General features: G+C 44.9%; 14 protein-coding genes. 6 read left to right on the top strand and 8 right to left on the bottom strand.

The features are described from left to right. Window positions 1-2: 2 nt before the first annotated feature. From DQQ10_RS06035 to DQQ10_RS06015, 5 genes are all read right to left on the bottom strand, one after another. Entirely contained in the window at window positions 3-1,418 is a 1,416-nt protein-coding gene (locus DQQ10_RS06035; protein WP_112746230.1) for a glycoside hydrolase family 30 protein, read from the bottom strand. A 76-nt stretch (window positions 1,419-1,494) separates the two neighbouring features. Beyond that, complete coding sequence (locus DQQ10_RS06030; RefSeq protein ID WP_112745932.1) at window positions 1,495-3,225, bottom strand: cadherin repeat domain-containing protein; 1,731 nt, start codon at window positions 3,223-3,225, stop codon at window positions 1,495-1,497. Window positions 3,226-3,236: 11 nt separating this feature from the next. After that, complete coding sequence (locus DQQ10_RS06025; protein WP_112746229.1) at window positions 3,237-4,718, bottom strand: RagB/SusD family nutrient uptake outer membrane protein; 1,482 nt, start codon at window positions 4,716-4,718, stop codon at window positions 3,237-3,239. A gap of 11 nt (window positions 4,719-4,729) precedes the next feature. Next, on the bottom strand, window positions 4,730-7,654 hold the full coding sequence (locus DQQ10_RS06020; protein ID WP_112746228.1) for a SusC/RagA family TonB-linked outer membrane protein: 2,925 nt from the start codon (window positions 7,652-7,654) through the stop codon (window positions 4,730-4,732). Between the two features lie 408 nt (window positions 7,655-8,062). Continuing rightward, window positions 8,063-9,973: a 7TM diverse intracellular signaling domain-containing protein gene (locus DQQ10_RS06015; protein ID WP_112745931.1), complete on the bottom strand. Its 1,911-nt coding sequence runs from the start codon at window positions 9,971-9,973 to the stop codon at window positions 8,063-8,065. A 368-nt stretch (window positions 9,974-10,341) separates the two neighbouring features. Between DQQ10_RS06015 and DQQ10_RS28085 the strand changes: the two genes are divergently transcribed. From DQQ10_RS28085 to DQQ10_RS06000, 4 genes are all read left to right on the top strand, one after another. Further along, window positions 10,342-10,827: an alpha/beta fold hydrolase gene (locus DQQ10_RS28085; protein ID WP_221409678.1), complete on the top strand. Its 486-nt coding sequence runs from the start codon at window positions 10,342-10,344 to the stop codon at window positions 10,825-10,827. After that, window positions 10,812-11,228: an alpha/beta fold hydrolase gene (locus DQQ10_RS28080; protein WP_221409677.1), complete on the top strand. Its 417-nt coding sequence runs from the start codon at window positions 10,812-10,814 to the stop codon at window positions 11,226-11,228. The genes DQQ10_RS28085 and DQQ10_RS28080 overlap by 16 nt, the downstream gene beginning before the upstream one ends. Before the next feature lie 131 nt (window positions 11,229-11,359). Then, window positions 11,360-12,442, top strand: a complete 1,083-nt coding sequence (locus DQQ10_RS06005; protein WP_112745930.1) for a DNA alkylation repair protein — start codon at window positions 11,360-11,362, stop codon at window positions 12,440-12,442. Between the two features lie 124 nt (window positions 12,443-12,566). Then, the gene (locus DQQ10_RS06000; protein WP_112745929.1) at window positions 12,567-12,941 is read left to right on the top strand and encodes a VOC family protein; all 375 of its coding nucleotides are present in this window, start codon (window positions 12,567-12,569) and stop codon (window positions 12,939-12,941) included. A gap of 39 nt (window positions 12,942-12,980) precedes the next feature. Here DQQ10_RS06000 and DQQ10_RS05995 read toward each other — a convergent pair whose 3' ends face one another. The 3 genes from DQQ10_RS05995 to DQQ10_RS05985 all read right to left on the bottom strand — a co-directional run bounded on the left by DQQ10_RS05995 (window position 12,981) and on the right by DQQ10_RS05985 (window position 14,721). Next, complete coding sequence (locus tag DQQ10_RS05995) at window positions 12,981-13,538, bottom strand: YdeI/OmpD-associated family protein (RefSeq protein WP_112745928.1); 558 nt, start codon at window positions 13,536-13,538, stop codon at window positions 12,981-12,983. Between the two features lies 1 nt (window position 13,539). Further along, a complete protein-coding gene (locus DQQ10_RS05990; protein WP_112745927.1) occupies window positions 13,540-13,956 on the bottom strand; it encodes a DUF1761 domain-containing protein in 417 nt (138 codons plus the stop codon). A 72-nt stretch (window positions 13,957-14,028) separates the two neighbouring features. Then, window positions 14,029-14,721: a helix-turn-helix transcriptional regulator gene (locus DQQ10_RS05985; protein WP_112745926.1), complete on the bottom strand. Its 693-nt coding sequence runs from the start codon at window positions 14,719-14,721 to the stop codon at window positions 14,029-14,031. 103 nt (window positions 14,722-14,824) lie between these two features. On the opposite strand from DQQ10_RS05985, the gene DQQ10_RS05980 reads away from it, so the two are divergent. Together DQQ10_RS05980 and DQQ10_RS05975 are read left to right on the top strand one after the other, a co-directional pair. Beyond that, the gene (locus tag DQQ10_RS05980; protein WP_112745925.1) at window positions 14,825-15,184 is read left to right on the top strand and encodes an alpha/beta fold hydrolase; all 360 of its coding nucleotides are present in this window, start codon (window positions 14,825-14,827) and stop codon (window positions 15,182-15,184) included. A 106-nt stretch (window positions 15,185-15,290) separates the two neighbouring features. Beyond that, a complete protein-coding gene (locus DQQ10_RS05975; RefSeq protein ID WP_112745924.1) occupies window positions 15,291-15,809 on the top strand; it encodes an alpha/beta fold hydrolase in 519 nt (172 codons plus the stop codon). The last annotated feature ends 4 nt before the right edge of the window (window positions 15,810-15,813 follow it).

Raw genomic sequence — 15,813 nt, 5'->3', positions numbered from 1 at the left:
GTTTACCATACAAATGTTCCTACTGCACTAGCCGGTAGTGTCACGTTAAATTTCTTGCCATGATATTGTACATCGAAAGCCTTGTCGGAGTTACTGTCATTCACAGCGACCAACACTTTCTTTCCCGCGGGTGTGATAAATGCCACATTCTGTACGCCATTGATCAGCGTCGATGAAATTCTTTTTGATCCATCTGGAACAAATTTAGAAGCATGCGCGATGATGTAGTAAGAAACGTTGCGCGTTACGCTGTCACCGATCGTTAATGCACCTTGGCATAGTGTACAACCGCCGTCGCCAGTATGTGGATTGAACTGCGGATCTGCAGCGAGGTTCCACTCCAACACATTTCGGCTCCAGTTGCGTGTAGATCCGATGATGAGCTCACGCGTGTGCCATACAAGATCGCCACCAAATTCACCTTTTCCGGATGTCCATTGCTCGGTGAAATAGATGTTTTTATCAGGATGAGCATCGCGTACTTTTGAGAGGGCGCTGATTTCGCCTAGGTACAGATGGAATGCAGATCCGTCGATAAATTTCTTTGCCGATGAATCGTTCAACACTGTGATAGGGTATTCTGGGTGATCGCAGTTGTGATCAAATACAACAATCTTCGTTTTAATACCAGCTTGTTGAAACGCAGGACCAAGATTGTTTTTCACGAACGCCGCTTGATCTTGTGCAGTCATGATCATGCTTGGTGTGTTGTTCGGATTCTCGGGTTCATTCTGCAACGTGATAGCATCGATAGTGATGCCTTCTTGTTGCATTTGCTGAATGTATTTTACGAAGTACTGAGCATATGTTTCGTAAAATTCAGGTTTCAGGCTTCCACCTTTAGCGTGCTGATTGTCTTTCATCCAAGCCGGGGCTGACCATGGGCTACCCATGATTTTGATCTTCGGATTAAGTGCCAGAATTTCTTTCAACACCGGAATAAGATGCTTGCGATCTTCGTCTAGCGTAAAATGTTTCAGGTCTTTGTCACCCTTAACATCGTCGTAGGAGAATACATGATCATCTAAGTCAGAAGCGCCAATGCTCACGCGTAGGTAGTTGATACCGATGTTGTTTCCTTCAGTAGTAAAGAGTTCTTGTAATAGTGCAGTGCGTTTCGCTTGGTCGAGTTTCGTATGCAGCAACATGGCGCTTCCGCCTGTGAGCGCATATCCGAAACCATCGATATCTTGATAGATCTTCGTGGTGTCAACGTCGATGATGTCTTTTGATACGGCATCCGCGTTGAAATTCAGTTCACGTTTCGATAATAGTGATTTTTTGTCTCCTGTTGTGAGCCAGTATTCCACGTCACCATCCGTTACGACGCCCGACTCATCAGGCGATTTGTTAGTGCAATTGCTTAGCGAGAAGCAAATCGTCACCACTGTTAGACACGTTAATGCTTTCTTGCGCATGTTGTGATTATTGAACATATCGTTATGTAAAAAGAACACCAGGATAACACGATGTGCTACCTGGTGTCAACCTGTATTATTGTTTTACAAAGCTATAATCGGCGCTTGTGTAATCGTCGGTAATTTCTATCGTGGCCTTGTACGAACCACCAGAAGTTATGCCTTTGAAATTTGGTCCGCCGTTGGTCATTGTTCCCGTGAGAGCAGTGGCTGCCGAGCCGAACTGAACATCCCAAGGCGAAATGAACTTCGAGTGGAATCCTGCTGAAAGTGTGCCCGTCACCTCGTACTTGTATGGGTGCGTGTACGTCATCAACAATTCCTGTCGGGCATCCCATCCACCGCCATCTTCATCCCAATGGAAAAGTTTAATGTTGTAGTGTTTCCAACTGAGCTCACCGCCTTCGAAGTCAACATTGATTTGATACGCTTGATCGTGATCGACAGCGATGTTGCCGTCATCATCACCACCAAACATTTCACCAGATCCGTCGGCCTTACTATTGAGGCTGTACGTTTTTGCCGCTTGCAACGCGACGTACTTGGCAGACTTAAATACATCGCCATCTTTCGTGAACTTGATGATCATTTCTCCATCTTCAAGTAAGTAAAGTTCTGTTGGAGCGTCGCCTTCAATGGAGAATGATCCATTCACCGCGTTGGCATTGATATCTGCAGCTTTACCAATGATGGCCGAATTTGGAACAGCTACTTTTGTAAGCGTGTAGGAAGGACCGGTTACGCTCAGATCTAGTTTTACAATGTGTGGCCCTGTTGTACCCGGCATATCTTCGAAAGCGATCCCAGCGGCCTCAGCATCTGATTGGATGATTACTTGCCCACCTTTGTTGTCTGCGGTTGCAGTTCCTTTTACGCGTTTCATCTGGTATCCCCAATCGCCATTGGCGCGGAAGATCCAACCTGCACTTTGCAAGAACATTACTTCTTTTTGCCAGACACCATTTCCGATGTAAACAAGAGGAACGTCGCCACCCCAACCGCCTTCAACGGCATCGCCGACGAGACTCCAACGATCAATCTTTGTTAAGGAATATGAATTATTATCGAGGTCAACCACGACTTTGTACTCACCGGTTGTCGGTGCTTCAATTGGTTCTCCACAAGTCAATACACCATTTTCGCCACCGTATTGACGTGATTGTTCGCTTTTTTCATCTCTGAAAAAGAATGTTGTGCCTGCATTCAAGTGCGTGTATACTTCAAACACGTTGGTAGCGTCACCTTCGGCATTTTTACGTGCGCGCAATTGAACGGCTTTAGCGAGGTCGGCGCCTTGCTCTGCAGCTTGTCCAGTGAGGAACAACGTTGTAGGCATGTACTCTGTTTCAAAACGTTTGATCTTGATACGTTGTGTCGCGACAGCCGTTTTCTCAATGGCCTTTGAAATGACAACCCAATCGAGTTCCACATCAGCACCGGCGGGATAACATGCTGCCCACAACGCATAGTCTATCTGTTTTGCGTTTGGTAGAACAAACAATTCTCTGCCGGCGTTGCCTGGCGTCCACAACGCGATAGGTTGATCATAATTTGTACTGCCTTTAGGTACCAGAGCAACAGTATACTTCACGATAAACTGATTGCTGGTGGCAGCCGCTTGCCATTCGAAGCGTGTTACCGCCGTCGGTGAGTTTTCATCGAGAACAACATTGGCGTTGTCGCTAGGTCCGGTAATCACCGCAGAGGTGATTTCCCAGTTGCCAACGGGTTCCATGTTATCTTTTTCATCGCACGCCCACACTGTGGTGAGCAGAATAAGCGATAGGTAAGCATATATTTTTTTCATGCGGCGGGTGATTAATTATATCCTGGATTTTGTCCAAGGTTTTTATTTAGGTTTCGTTCAGACTGCGGGATCGGAAGCAATTGCTTTTCCACGGTCATGTTATAAACCTTCTTCACGCCTGTGCTCAGGTTCATCACATCAAGATTTGTCATTACATCCACAGCAAGGTCAGCGCGTCGGAGATCGTCCCAGCGATGGCCTTCTTGAGCGAGCTCAAGGCGGCGTTCTTTGAGAATGGCAGCGGCCATTTGTGCTTGGTTCGCAGCCGTGGTTGGTGCCAGTCCTGCGCGGTCACGCACCTCATCAAGAACTTCGCGCGCTGCTTCTGTCTGTTCAAGTTCATTGAGCGCTTCTGCTTTCAGCAACAAGATGTCGGCTAAACGAAGGAGATACTGGCGATTGGTACTAGCCCATCCGTTGGCAGTTTTCCATTTGTAGGCAAAAGGCACGTTCCCATTCACCGTTGGCGACCAGTATTCATCTGCCCAAGGTACGGTTTCAAAAAGAATGGTTGCTTCTTTACGCTGTGTGTCGCCTTCCGAATCGAATGCTGCAATAAGGTCGTGTGATGGCGTCACAAATTTTCTCCATGTATCGCCGCTAATCGATGGCGGCAACATCATTTGTGGTCCCCAATTAGCTTCGGTGCTTCCTGCGAATTGTACTTCGATGATGGACTCTGCATTGTTATAATGCGTACCATCGAACAAATCTGCAAAGTTGTTGAGAAGTTCATAGCCCGCGGGACTATTAATTACAGCGTTGGCATGTTCTAAAACTTTGTTGTAGTCGCGATCAGGTTTTTGTGCGTATACCTTTGCGAGCAATGCATTCGCTGCGCCTTTGGTTGCACGTGCTTTATTGACGCTGGCGACATTGCCATAAGTATCAGGAAGACTTGCAATTGCCGCTTCAAGGTCGCTAACGATCTGCGCATATACTTCAGCAACTTCTGTTCTCGACAATTGCGTTTCTGCTGGGTCGGTGGATGTTGTTGGTTTGGTGATCAAAGGCACTGCACCGAACATCTTCACAAGTTGGAAGTAATGGTATGCCCGTAAAAATTGCGCTTCGCCAACGATTTGCGTTCTACGATTGCCATCATCGAGTTTTGGATCGGCAATGCTCGGTACTTTAGCAATCACAGCATTAGCCTTTAGAATGGCATTGTAAATCTGAGACCAGTTATTGAAAAGTCTGCTGTTGGTAGGCACGATGTTCAGATCCTCAACAGCGAAGATCTCGGCGTTGTCACCACCAGCGTAGTAATTATCAGAAATTACATCACTGAAAATGATGTTGTCCCAGATGTAGTATTCTTGAGCAAACGAATCGTAAGCGCCCACAAGTGCAGCTTCAGCATCTGCAGCGGTGACGTAGGCGTTGTCTTGTGTAAGGTCGGATATCGGTTTACGATCGAGTAGATCTTCGCATGCTGTGAGTGCGAAAACACTCGCGAGCGTCAACGTATATTGAAATATTTTTTTACGCATAGTTGTCATGATTAGAAGGATACATTCAGACCAAAAATCAGATTGCGAGTTTGTGGGTACGTGCCATAGTCAATGCCCTGTACAGTGTTGGCAGATCCAAATGCATTTACTTCTGGATCAAATCCTTTGTAGTCGGTAAACGTGAGTAGATTTTCACCCGTCACGTATAGCTTAGCACCGTTTACATGAACCTTAGAGAGAAGGGCAGCAGGAACGTTGTATGCCAGTGTGATGGCTTTCAAGCGGAGGAATGAACCGTCTTCGACAAACCTTGTTGACGCGCGCGAGTTGTTGGTAACTCCCCATGACGCTCTTGGAATATCGGTGATGTCACCAGGTTTTCTCCAGCGATTTGCCACAACAGCAGACTGGTTCTTCGCATCGGTCATACCTTCCATTTCAACACGTGTGGCATTGAATACATCGTTGCCTTGTGAACCTTGGAAGAAAATGCTCAAGTTAAAGTTCTTGTAGCCGAGTGTGTTTGTCATTCCGTAGATGAAATCCGGATTTGGATTGCCGATAAATCTGCGGTCGTCTGCAGTTGGCGCGAATGTGCTTTCGCCATTCTTGTCGATGTAGTACAAGTCTCCTGTTGCGGGATCAACGCCGCCGGCAACATAGCCGTAGAACATACCCAAAGGTTTGCCTTCCAGCGACAAGCTTACGTCGCCTCGGCTTGCCACGCCACCACCAGGGTACGTTTGGCCGAGTACGTCAACAACTTTGTTTCTGTTGAAGGTGATGTTGAAGTCTGTATCCCATCTGAGATTGCCTACGAGATTTTTTGAGCTGATTTGAAATTCAAGTCCTTTGTTTTGAATCTTTCCGATGTTCTGGGTTCCTTCCGGATAACCTGTTGAGCGCGGAAGTCTAACCTTCATTAACAGGTCGTAAGTGTTCTTGTAATAAGCATCGAAGGACAACGACACGCGGCCATTCAATGCTGCTGCGTCGATACCAATGTTGTATTGCTCTGTGCTTTCCCATTTCAGATCATCATTCTGAATTGTTGATGGGTATGTTCCAGGCTGGATAACGTCGCCGATGGTGTAGTTAGCGCCCGATCCAACAAGTCCAATGTATGCATATTGTCCAAGGTCATTTCCAACCAATCCCCAACCTGCACGTACTTTCAAATCATCGATCACTTCAACACCCTGGAAGAATGCTTCTTCTGAAAGTCTCCATCCAAGTGATACAGACGGGAAATTCCCCCAGCGTTCATTTCGTCCGAAGGCGGAAGAAGCGTCAGCGCGCCAGTTTGCTGTCAAGAGGTAGCGATCTTTGTATTCGTAGGTCACGCGGCTGATGAATGATGCATTGGATTTCTCCCATCTGCTATTACCCGCACTTACAATTGTTGATCCTGCATTAGTGGTTGGAATTCCATTGCTAGAAAATCCGTTCTTTTCAATCGAAGCGCTTCCTGCTTCAGTCTTTTGAATGACTGACCCTACTAGAACACTAAATGAATGATCTTCGATGTCGCGTTGATAGGTAAGTGTGTTGTCGAAGATGTAGAAATCACGGAAGTCTGTATTATTTCTTGCGATACCTTTCTTTGCGCGACCGAAGCTTGTTCCGAATGCATCGAGGAAGTAATCATAGATCCCGGTTTGGTGGTCGAGACCAAGATTGCTTCTGAACGTTAATTCCGGCTTCACTTTCACCTCGGCATAAAGATTCCCAAGCAGTCTGTTGTTTGAGTAGCCACGATCTGACCCGTCAGTAAATGCTACTGGGTTCTCCCAATCTTGAAACGGATTGCTTGTGTAAGTTCCGTTCGGTCTAAATATACCAATGTTTGATGGTGTTGATAGCATCCCGAGAATTACACCTCCGCTGTTTACACTGGTGTTGTCGGCGACGTCAACATCGTGATATTTCGAATAGTTAATGTTGGTACCGACCGTTAGCCAGTTGGTCATCTTTTGCTCGACGTTCACCTTGAAATTGTAGCGATCCATTTCTGAACTGCGAACAGCACCTTTCTGTTGTATCCAACCTGCTGAGATATAGTAGTTCGATCTATCGGTTTTACCTGACGCCGACAACTGGTAATTTTGCGACCTTCCATTTTGGAAGATCTCGTTTTGCCAATCGGTATTTTCTGTGTAAAGACTCCAATCTGTGTTTTGTCCGAACTCCGTCATCAAGTCGCGGTATTGTTCGCTGTTGAGTACATCAAGTTTTTTCCAAGCGCTTGAAAAGCCAGTGTATGCATTGAACTCGAAACGTGGTTCGCCACTCTTACCTCTTTTGGTTGTAATTAATACAACACCATTGGCACCTTGCGCACCATAGATAGCGGTAGAGGATGCATCTTTCAACACGGTGATGCTTTCGATATCGGCCGGATTGAGCGTGCGTGTATCGGCGGATGGAACACCATCAACGACGTATAGCGGTTCACTACTTCCCGAAAGGGAACTCGTACCACGGATTCTCATGCTAAAGCCAGCGGATGGTTTTCCAGACGGTGTGATAACCTGAACGCCGGCAGTCTTCCCTTGAAGAAGATTTCCAAACTGCGTGTTCGGTCTTGATTCAAATTCTTTTGCTTCGACAACGCTTACCGCGCCTGTGATATCACGCTTTTCCTGCGTTCCATATCCCACCACTACGATTTGATCAAGCGACGTAATATCCTCGATCATCACAGCATCAACAACGGTACGACCGTTGATGGCAAGTTCTAATGGCTTGTAGCCAATGAATGAGAACACCAGAGAATGATCTCCATTCGTGTTGAGTGAGTATTCTCCGTTTGCGTCGGTGACTGTTCCCAAGGTTGTGCCTTTTACCAGCACGTTCACGCCGGGCAGGGCCTCACCACTTTCTGTGGTCACTTTGCCTCCCACTGACGACTGGGCCCATGACTGGAAGCTTACAAGCACCAGCAACCCCAGGACGATCCGTAATTTTAATGTCATAAGTTTGTTAAATGGGTTAATCATCCAAAGGTGATTATCAATCGCCATAAACGCAAGCTAACGGATTGATGCATAGCTAGTTGTATATTTTGATACGCTTCAGGCACAAGGCTAATGGACGGCTTAATACTTGATTCACAAATGATTCTGGGAAAGGAGGAAGCGTCATTGTGATACGCCTATTTTCGCTGCAATCGGTTCCGGAAGTGTCAATCAAATATTTGTAACTCAAATCGTTACCGTTTGCGCTGAGAGGCAAAAATATTTCACTTTTTTTTCAAACGTTACCGAAATTCGCCATGCAGCCGGTTCCGGTTGACCAGTTTCTGGTAGCCGGTTTCCAACTGGTGAAAAAATGGCATTCAGCCTTTAGGCTTTCTGCTTTTTACTTTTCGCTTGCTGCTTCTTTCAACTTTCCTCCACTTCTTCTAATAGAATAGAATCCCAGCCGGGGTGGGTTGTGCCGCGGTGATGGCGGTGGTCTTTCATGGCCTTCTTGATTTTGGTGCTATACGACCAACATGTACTTTGGCGGATGTTCAGAATCTTGGAAAGTTTGTGTGACGAAATAGTGCCGTTCGAAGAGTACACCAAAAAGATCATGTAGAATGCCTTGTTGATGGGCAACCGGGAATTTTGCAATAGCGTGTAGGCAGTTACGGATTCGTCGTAACCACAACGGGTGCAGCGACGACTATATGGGCTTTTTCCGTCCGTGTAGTTAGTATGGTTGCATTTCGTACAAGCGAATTGATTCTTCCACTTGATATCCGCTAGGAATTTTAAGCAACTGATGTCGTCGGGATACATCGCGCTGAACTCTTCGAAGTCTACTTCCTTCGAAAGGATACGTGCTTCCGTAACCAGTTCTTTATCGTGCTTCAGTTGAATGTTATCGCGTGCCAGCAATTCATTCATGGCGGCAATTTCGTCCGACTGGGCCTCAAGTTGTCGGTATGCATCGGCTAGCTGTTTATTTTGGGCTTCAATGAACGATGATTTTTCAACGAGTTCTTTCGTCTTCATATTCACTTTCTCTTCGAGTTCTTCGTTGAGAGAATCCTTTAGTTTTTGATTTTCTTTTAATTGTTCAATCGTTAGTTCTTGTGCTTTTTCTTTATCGCGACGGAGTACTTTTATTTTATCGCTAATGGCAAAAGAGAGAAACATCATTTCCATGATAAAGCTGAATCCAAGACTGTAGTGCGTAAGCTCGCCTAACGGGAGCCAATTAAAGTCGAGGTATTGAATCACTTTAATAACAATTCCTAAGAAAAGAAAACTGTATCCAACAACCATCAATCGTGCAGGTTCGTATCCTTTTGTGAGCGCGTAAATGCCTGCAAAGAATGCCGCGCCAAAAGGAATAATTTCGATGAATCTATAATTGAACCATGTGTCGGATAGATAAAAACTCACAATGAGATACGTTGTTCGAATAATGAACGCGCTGGCGAGAATCCAAAGCAGGTGTGGAAATTGTTTTCTAAGATTTAAGAGGGAGGCTGCAAAGAACAGCGAAAATGTTGACGCTATATAAAGCGAGAATCCTGGTGCATACTGATTCCATTCCATGGCGTTGGGCCACAGAAACTGAAACGCAATACCATCGGCGCTCATCTCATACAAACCGATTCCAACAAGGTATAGTATATAGTAGAGATAATGCCGTTCACGAACGGCAAGAAACATCAGCAAGTTGTAGAAGCAGAACACGAGGATCATGCCATAAAAAATGCCGAAGAAGAAATATTCCTCCAGCGCGTAGTTGAAGAAATATTCAAGCGGCCTTAATACTACAAGAATGTCTGCCCGTTGACGAGACTTGACTTTGAAATAATACGTGTACTCACCATCGAAAGTAGACGGCAGGTGGACAACAAAGTTTTTATGCTTTAGAAAACGAGTACCAAAAGCAAAATTATCGCCGAAAGTTTGTTGATGGTAACGATGCTCCGCGTCGGGTGTGAAGAAATCAATGCGATCAATCGTTTGGTCAAAGAACTCGAGCTGCCACCGTTTCTGCGAAGTCGATTGCTGCCTAAGTTTGAGTCGATACCAGTAGTAAGAGTCACGATTATAGTTGATGGGGCTAAAGGTGGTGCTGGGCTTGAAGTTACTGTTAAATTGTGCAGACGAAACCTGGTCGATAGATAATGTTCCGGCAGGATCCTCGAGGAATTCAATCTCTCCAAATGAAAAAATGAATTGCTGAACCGAGTCGATAATCGTTACTGGGCGCTGCGCAAATAATTCAATAGGAGAGATGCCTATCGTGAGTATGAATACTACACTTAACCGGCGTGCCCACATTTTCATGAATTTTCCCTCAAGAAGTTCCGATACGATTTCTGCAAAACTATAAATACAATGGAAACAACGCGTAGGTTCCCAGCGGAATAATAGATATAAGAAAAACTTTTGCGGCGCTATCCTATTACCGCCAGTCAACCATTCAATATTACATCATGCAATGTGGTTTCATGTATGAGAACTTCGTTTTCGGTGCGTTCTTTCTCGCATGAACACGCCGCTCCCATATTCCGTTGTGATGAACAGGATGCCAGCCATCGTGCCATTTACCACGACGATGTGACACATGAAGTCACTAAGGCAACCATGCTACCGAGATAAACTGGATATACACTTACACTGCGTGGCATCTTTTTTTTCTTCAAATGAAGTTCATGTCACAGCAAATTTATCATAAGACGATCGCGGTGGATGGTGTCGATATTTTTTATCGGGAGGCGGGGGATTCAGAAAATCCGTCGCTGTTGCTTTTGCATGGGTTCCCGTCTTCCTCCGTAATGTTTAATGATCTGATGATCGCATTGGCCGATCGATATCATCTTATCGCCCCTGATTACCCGGGCTTCGGCTTTAGCGCGTTTCCAGCGAAAGACCAATTTGAGTACACGTTTCAAAATATCGCATTGCACATTGGCAATTTTGTGGAGGCAGTAGGGTTGAAGTTTTTCGCCATTTATCTTCATGACTATGGCTGTCCTATTGGTCTGCGAATATGCCTGAGACATCCGGAAAAAATTGCAGGCATCATCATCCAAAATGGAAATGCTTACATCGAGGGGATTGGCGCGGAGTGGGACGAGACGAGAGACTACTGGGAGAATCCTACGGAAGAAAAAAAGAACGTGTGTCTGCTTTTTTAAGCAAGGAAGGAACCAAGATGCAATATATAGCAGGGATATCAGATGAATTGATGACACGGATTGGGCCGGAATTGTGGACGCTCGACTGGGAACGGATGAGCAGACCAGGAAACATCGAAATGCAGTTCGAACTCAACTGCGATTATAAAAACAATCTTGCCATGTATTCTTCTTTTCAAAATTACTTCCGAACACAGCAACCCAAGGCGTTAATCATTTGGGGAAAGCACGATGCCTTTTTTAGCGTGAAGGAGGCGCCATGCTACAAACGCGATCTTCCTGATGCTGAACTGCACATATTGGATGGCGGTCACAAAGCGCTTGCAACAAATTTCGATGAAGTCCTAGCGCTCGTAAGCGGTTTTATGACACGTATTGTCCTACGATCACACGTGGAGTAAATAGGCTCATTCAGTGGCGGTGTCTTAGATTGGATCTCTTTTTATTTTATCTATCAACTTGAAATTTATATTTCGCTGCTGACATAGGGTTGTCATTGTCTTCTTTTTATTTGGAACCCAAATAGTATTCCATGGAACCTTTAAAAGAAATGTTTGGTCACAGCTTTTACAAGAAATTGGCGCATGCCGTGGCGTCTGTTCATGCCCCGTTCCAGGCTGCGCGATTCATCAAGGAAGTAACGCATAATATTGAAGAATTATCCCTCAACCAGCGTATGCGTAAGACGTCGGTGGTGTTGCATCAGCATCTTCCTGCGAATTACACACAAGCCCTTGGGATTCTCAAGGATGTTGTGCCACAACTCAACGGTGGGTATACGACACTCTTATTTCCGGATTTTGTCAGTCAGTATGGGCTTCCATATTTCCACGAGTCTCTCGATGCTTTAAAATATTTCACATCGTTCGGGTCATCGGAATTTGCGATTCGCGTTTTCTTGTTGCAAGACTTTGATCGCACCATGAAGAAAATGGTGCAGTGGTCGACCGATGAAAATTTTCACGTTCGCAGGTTGTCGTCTGAAGGAAGTCGGCCACGCCTGCCATGGTCTTTTAAATTGGATCAGGTTATACAAAATCCAAGCATAACATCGCCGATTCTTGAGAACCTTAAATGCGACGGCGAACTTTACGTGCGGAAGTCCGTAGCCAATCACCTGAATGATATTTCAAAAGATTCGCCCGAGCACGTGCTGAGGCTGGTGAATGCTTGGGATAAAACACAGCCTCATACCGCCTGGATTGTGAAGCGCGGTATTCGTTCCTTGTTGAAGGATGGTGATAAAAAATCGATGAGCATTTTTGGGCTGGAAAAAGACGTTAAGATTTCCATTAAAAAATTCAAGATGACCAATGACGTTGTGCGACTAAACGATGTGTTGGAATTTCAATTTGATATCGTTTCAGCGAAATCTAAACGGCAGAAATTGATGGTTGATTATCGTATCCATTATTATAAAAAATCAGGGATACAATCGGGCAAAGTTTTTAAACTGAAGGAAGTTGTATTGGCGCCAGACGAAATCGTTTCGATTGTTAAGCGGCAGCGTTTCCAGGATTTTACAACGCGTAAATTGAATAGCGGTCAACATCTGTTGGAGATTATTGTGAACGGTGAGGTCGTAAAAAAGAAAGTCTTTGAATTCAGCCGATAGTGCCTTTTGAGTGTTCGTTTCTCTGCTTGCCATAAACATTTACAAGACTTTGCACGTATGTTGAGAATAGCGGTTTTGCACACATCGTGTGTCGTTTCAAGTTTCATCTAAACGTTTATCGATTATGGCAAATGAACTCGTTAATTGGATCGAAATACCTGTTGCCGATGTAGCACGGGCAAAGAGCTTTTACGAAAGTGTATTTCAATTTAAGATTGTTGAGCTTTCCGTTGGTGGGCTGAAGTATCCATGTTTTCCCAATAGAGCGGGTGATGGTTTCTGCGGTGCGCTTGTACAATACGATTACACGGCGCCGGGTAAACGTGGTCCTCTGGTGTATTTCGATTCTGGCGATGCAATGGAAGAGATGCTCAGTCGTATTGTTGCCGCTGGCGGGAAAATAATTCAAAATCGCATGGAGATTGCGCCTGGGTATGGGTATTCATCAATTTTCGAAGATACCGAAGGGAACATGCTCGCGCTTCAGGGAACTAATTGACAAAGAAAGGAACCACAAAAAGTGCATGGATCATCGTCGCTATTGTCGGTGATCAATCTCACAGATCTCACGAATTCTCACTTGCCTTGTCTCAGGTCGCTTGGCAAACATCAGTTTCGCGAGTAATAATTTTTTTGCCGATTTTGATAATGACAAGAAAATTTTCTTTGCTCCTGGATTTTTCTTGAATGCCACTTCAAGGTCTTTGGGAATGGCCAAAGCTTCGACGCTATCGAGGATGTTCCAAGCGCCATTACTTTTAGACACTTCAATCGCATCATAACCAGCTTTGGTCATCATTCGTTGCTTGATCAGCACATCAACTTTTTCTTTATTGATTTTTGACCAAGTGCTTTTTGGTTTACGTTTACAAAAGAATTGTTTGAACTTGTCATCGGGCAGAGAAAGTCGTTTGCCATCTATCCATCCAAAGCATAATGCTTCGTTAACGGCCTCGGCCCAGGTAATGGTTGGGATGCCTGTTTTCTTTTTGTGAAGTACAAGCCAGACAGACTCGCTTGACTTATGGTTTTTGCGTAACCATTGTCTCCATTCTTTCTGGCTTGTTGGGCAAAATGTATTTGAATCGTGTTGCATTTTACTTCATTAGAACGATGATGATACTCGCGATCGTGATACCGACAAGGTGATAAGAACCGGTAATCACGCCATATCGTATCGGATGCGGTATGTTCGGGTTGATGGCGATGTTTAACGTGTTTGCTACAAGGAAACCAATCCCGGCAATAAAGGCAAATTCAATCGCGTTGCCCATGGTTTGGATATTCAGCGCGTCAATAAAAATAGCGGCGGCTACTGTAATGAAGAACGTACAGATCATCGGGCCGACGATGTAGATGGGGGCTTTGTTGTTTAATTCCTGATTCGCTTTTCCCAAGGTAGCTTTATAGGGCTTAACAAAGAACAACGTAAACCACAACGCGCCGAGGATTGTGTAAGGGAGAAACGCTGCCAATACTCCCCACCAGTTCAAGTTCGATAAAAGATTGATCATACAGATATTTTGTTTAACGAACCAAAATTATGGAGGGGGTGTGACAACAGTATGTCAGGGGTTGTTGACGGATTAATAATATTTATCGAAATATTCCTGCAGGGTGAGTTTATGGGGCTCAAACTTTTCGGTGAGCATTTCTAGTTTTTTGATTCTGTCGATTCGGAAGTAGCGGAAATCTTTTCGAAGTCGGCACCATGCTACCAAGAGCCAGTTTTCTTGTGTGCTCAATAAGGCGAATGGCTCAATCAACCGCGACGAGACTTTCTTTTGTTCATTGCTATAGTCAATTTTGGTGACGAAGAAGTTTGTAAGCGCAAATTGAAGCTCCGACAAGTTGTTGCTGGTTCTGGTACGGTTAATATTCTGATCGAATCGCGTTCGCTGACTCAAAAGGTTAGCTTTCTCTTTTACGGTTGTTTTGAGAACCGCTTTAATTTTATCGATGGCGTCTGCGTAGTCTTTTGTGAAAGAGGCGTCTTTATTGTTGAGCACCAACTGTTCGGCCAGGATCAACGCGTTGGCTTCGTTTTCAGTGAACATTACTGGCGGTATTCGGTATCCTGCTAGGAGAGAGTATCCCTTGCCGTCTTCCGTCACAATGGGGACACCAGCTTGTTCAAGGGATTTGATGTCTCTATAAATTGTTCTTACGCTAACAGAAAATCTTTCGGCGAGTTCAGTGGCGGTAATGAGTCGTTTTCCTTGAAAGAGCATGGTTATAGCTTGCAACCTCGACACTCTTGCTATTTCATTATCGGTCATCGTGAATGTTGTTACTCATCTCAAAGATATGGCTGGTGTTGATTGTCTCGTAAGAATATTGATACTTCTTTGTATTTTACACTTATCATTCAAATCCGTTGTCATGTATAAAAATTTAACGTTACTGTTTTTAGTGATTGCATTGTCAGGCCACGTTGCAGTCGGTCAATCCAAGAAGGAAAACCTTGTCAGAGATCAGAGTTCGTTCATGGAGTGGTTTATCGCGCCTGGCGTCGATTGGCAGGGAGGGCCGAAGTTATATGTTCGAACGCTAGGGTACGGTAGCGACACCGTTGTTTTATTACATGGCGGTTGGGGAGGAGAACATCATACCTTACTTGACGCTGTGCGTGGACTAGAGGATAAATTTTTATTTGTGCTCTATGATCAGCGTGGTTCATTGCGATCTCCGTTTCCCGATTCGTTGATTAGTTTCGAACATCACATTGAGGATCTCGAATGATTCGTAAGGAATTAGGCGTAAAGAAACTTAAAATCGTTGGACACCCCATGGGAGCTGTGCTGGCGTGTGCTTATCAGGAAAGATTTAAGATCGCGTGAAAAGTCTTATGCTAGTAGCGCCGGCCTATTTACGGACTCCATTCAGTAACGAAGAGCGCGCCGTGATGGACAAGAACAGCCAACAGGTGAGCGGATTTATTTCGCGTTCGGAAGTTAATGCCGAGTTGGCAAAAAATAGTTTGTTGACGCAACGGAAATTGTCGTCGATTGAAGAGACATCCAAGTTTAGGATTATGTTTGCTTCGCGTTTTCTTTACGATGTAAGCAAGTGGCGGCGGCTTCGAGAGGGCGGTCCGTTCTATAATGCTACCGTAGATGGACTTGTGTCGAAAACAATGCCCGCTTCAGAATGGAACTACTATCAGAATTTTCAGAAATCATCATTACCAGTATCGGTGATTATTGGTGATCATGATTTTCTTGATATGGGGGCCAAACTGGTGACGATGTCGTCGAAAGGAATTCCAGGGTTACAGGTGACTGTCGTCCCACAGGCAGGGCACAACATTTGGATAGATCAACCAACAAGGTTTCGTGAAGCTTTGGCGTCGGCATTGAACCGATAGTGAA

This window comes from Pseudochryseolinea flava (assembly GCF_003286915.1).
Lineage (GTDB): Bacteria > Bacteroidota > Bacteroidia > Cytophagales > Cyclobacteriaceae > Ohtaekwangia > Ohtaekwangia flava.
Note: the sequence above shows the minus strand (reverse complement) of the source record. Positions and strands in the feature narration are given on the sequence as shown.

Bases quoted from the DNA above. Each gene is read 5' to 3' on its own strand.
- DQQ10_RS05975 (WP_112745924.1), top strand. From the start codon at position 15,291: ATGCTAGTAGCGCCGGCCTATTTACGGACTCCATTCAGTAACGAAGAG.
- DQQ10_RS06015 (WP_112745931.1), bottom strand. From the start codon at position 9,973: ATGAAAATGTGGGCACGCCGGTTAAGTGTAGTATTCATACTCACGATA.
- DQQ10_RS06000 (WP_112745929.1), top strand. From the start codon at position 12,567: ATGGCAAATGAACTCGTTAATTGGATCGAAATACCTGTTGCCGATGTA.
- DQQ10_RS05990 (WP_112745927.1), bottom strand. From the start codon at position 13,956: ATGATCAATCTTTTATCGAACTTGAACTGGTGGGGAGTATTGGCAGCG.
- DQQ10_RS06035 (WP_112746230.1), bottom strand. From the start codon at position 1,418: ATGCGCAAGAAAGCATTAACGTGTCTAACAGTGGTGACGATTTGCTTC.
- DQQ10_RS28085 (WP_221409678.1), top strand. From the start codon at position 10,342: ATGTCACAGCAAATTTATCATAAGACGATCGCGGTGGATGGTGTCGAT.
- DQQ10_RS06025 (WP_112746229.1), bottom strand. From the start codon at position 4,718: ATGCGTAAAAAAATATTTCAATATACGTTGACGCTCGCGAGTGTTTTC.
- DQQ10_RS06030 (WP_112745932.1), bottom strand. From the start codon at position 3,225: ATGAAAAAAATATATGCTTACCTATCGCTTATTCTGCTCACCACAGTG.
- DQQ10_RS05980 (WP_112745925.1), top strand. From the start codon at position 14,825: ATGTATAAAAATTTAACGTTACTGTTTTTAGTGATTGCATTGTCAGGC.
- DQQ10_RS06020 (WP_112746228.1), bottom strand. From the start codon at position 7,654: ATGACATTAAAATTACGGATCGTCCTGGGGTTGCTGGTGCTTGTAAGC.
- DQQ10_RS05995 (WP_112745928.1), bottom strand. From the start codon at position 13,538: ATGCAACACGATTCAAATACATTTTGCCCAACAAGCCAGAAAGAATGG.
- DQQ10_RS06005 (WP_112745930.1), top strand. From the start codon at position 11,360: ATGGAACCTTTAAAAGAAATGTTTGGTCACAGCTTTTACAAGAAATTG.
- DQQ10_RS05985 (WP_112745926.1), bottom strand. From the start codon at position 14,721: ATGACCGATAATGAAATAGCAAGAGTGTCGAGGTTGCAAGCTATAACC.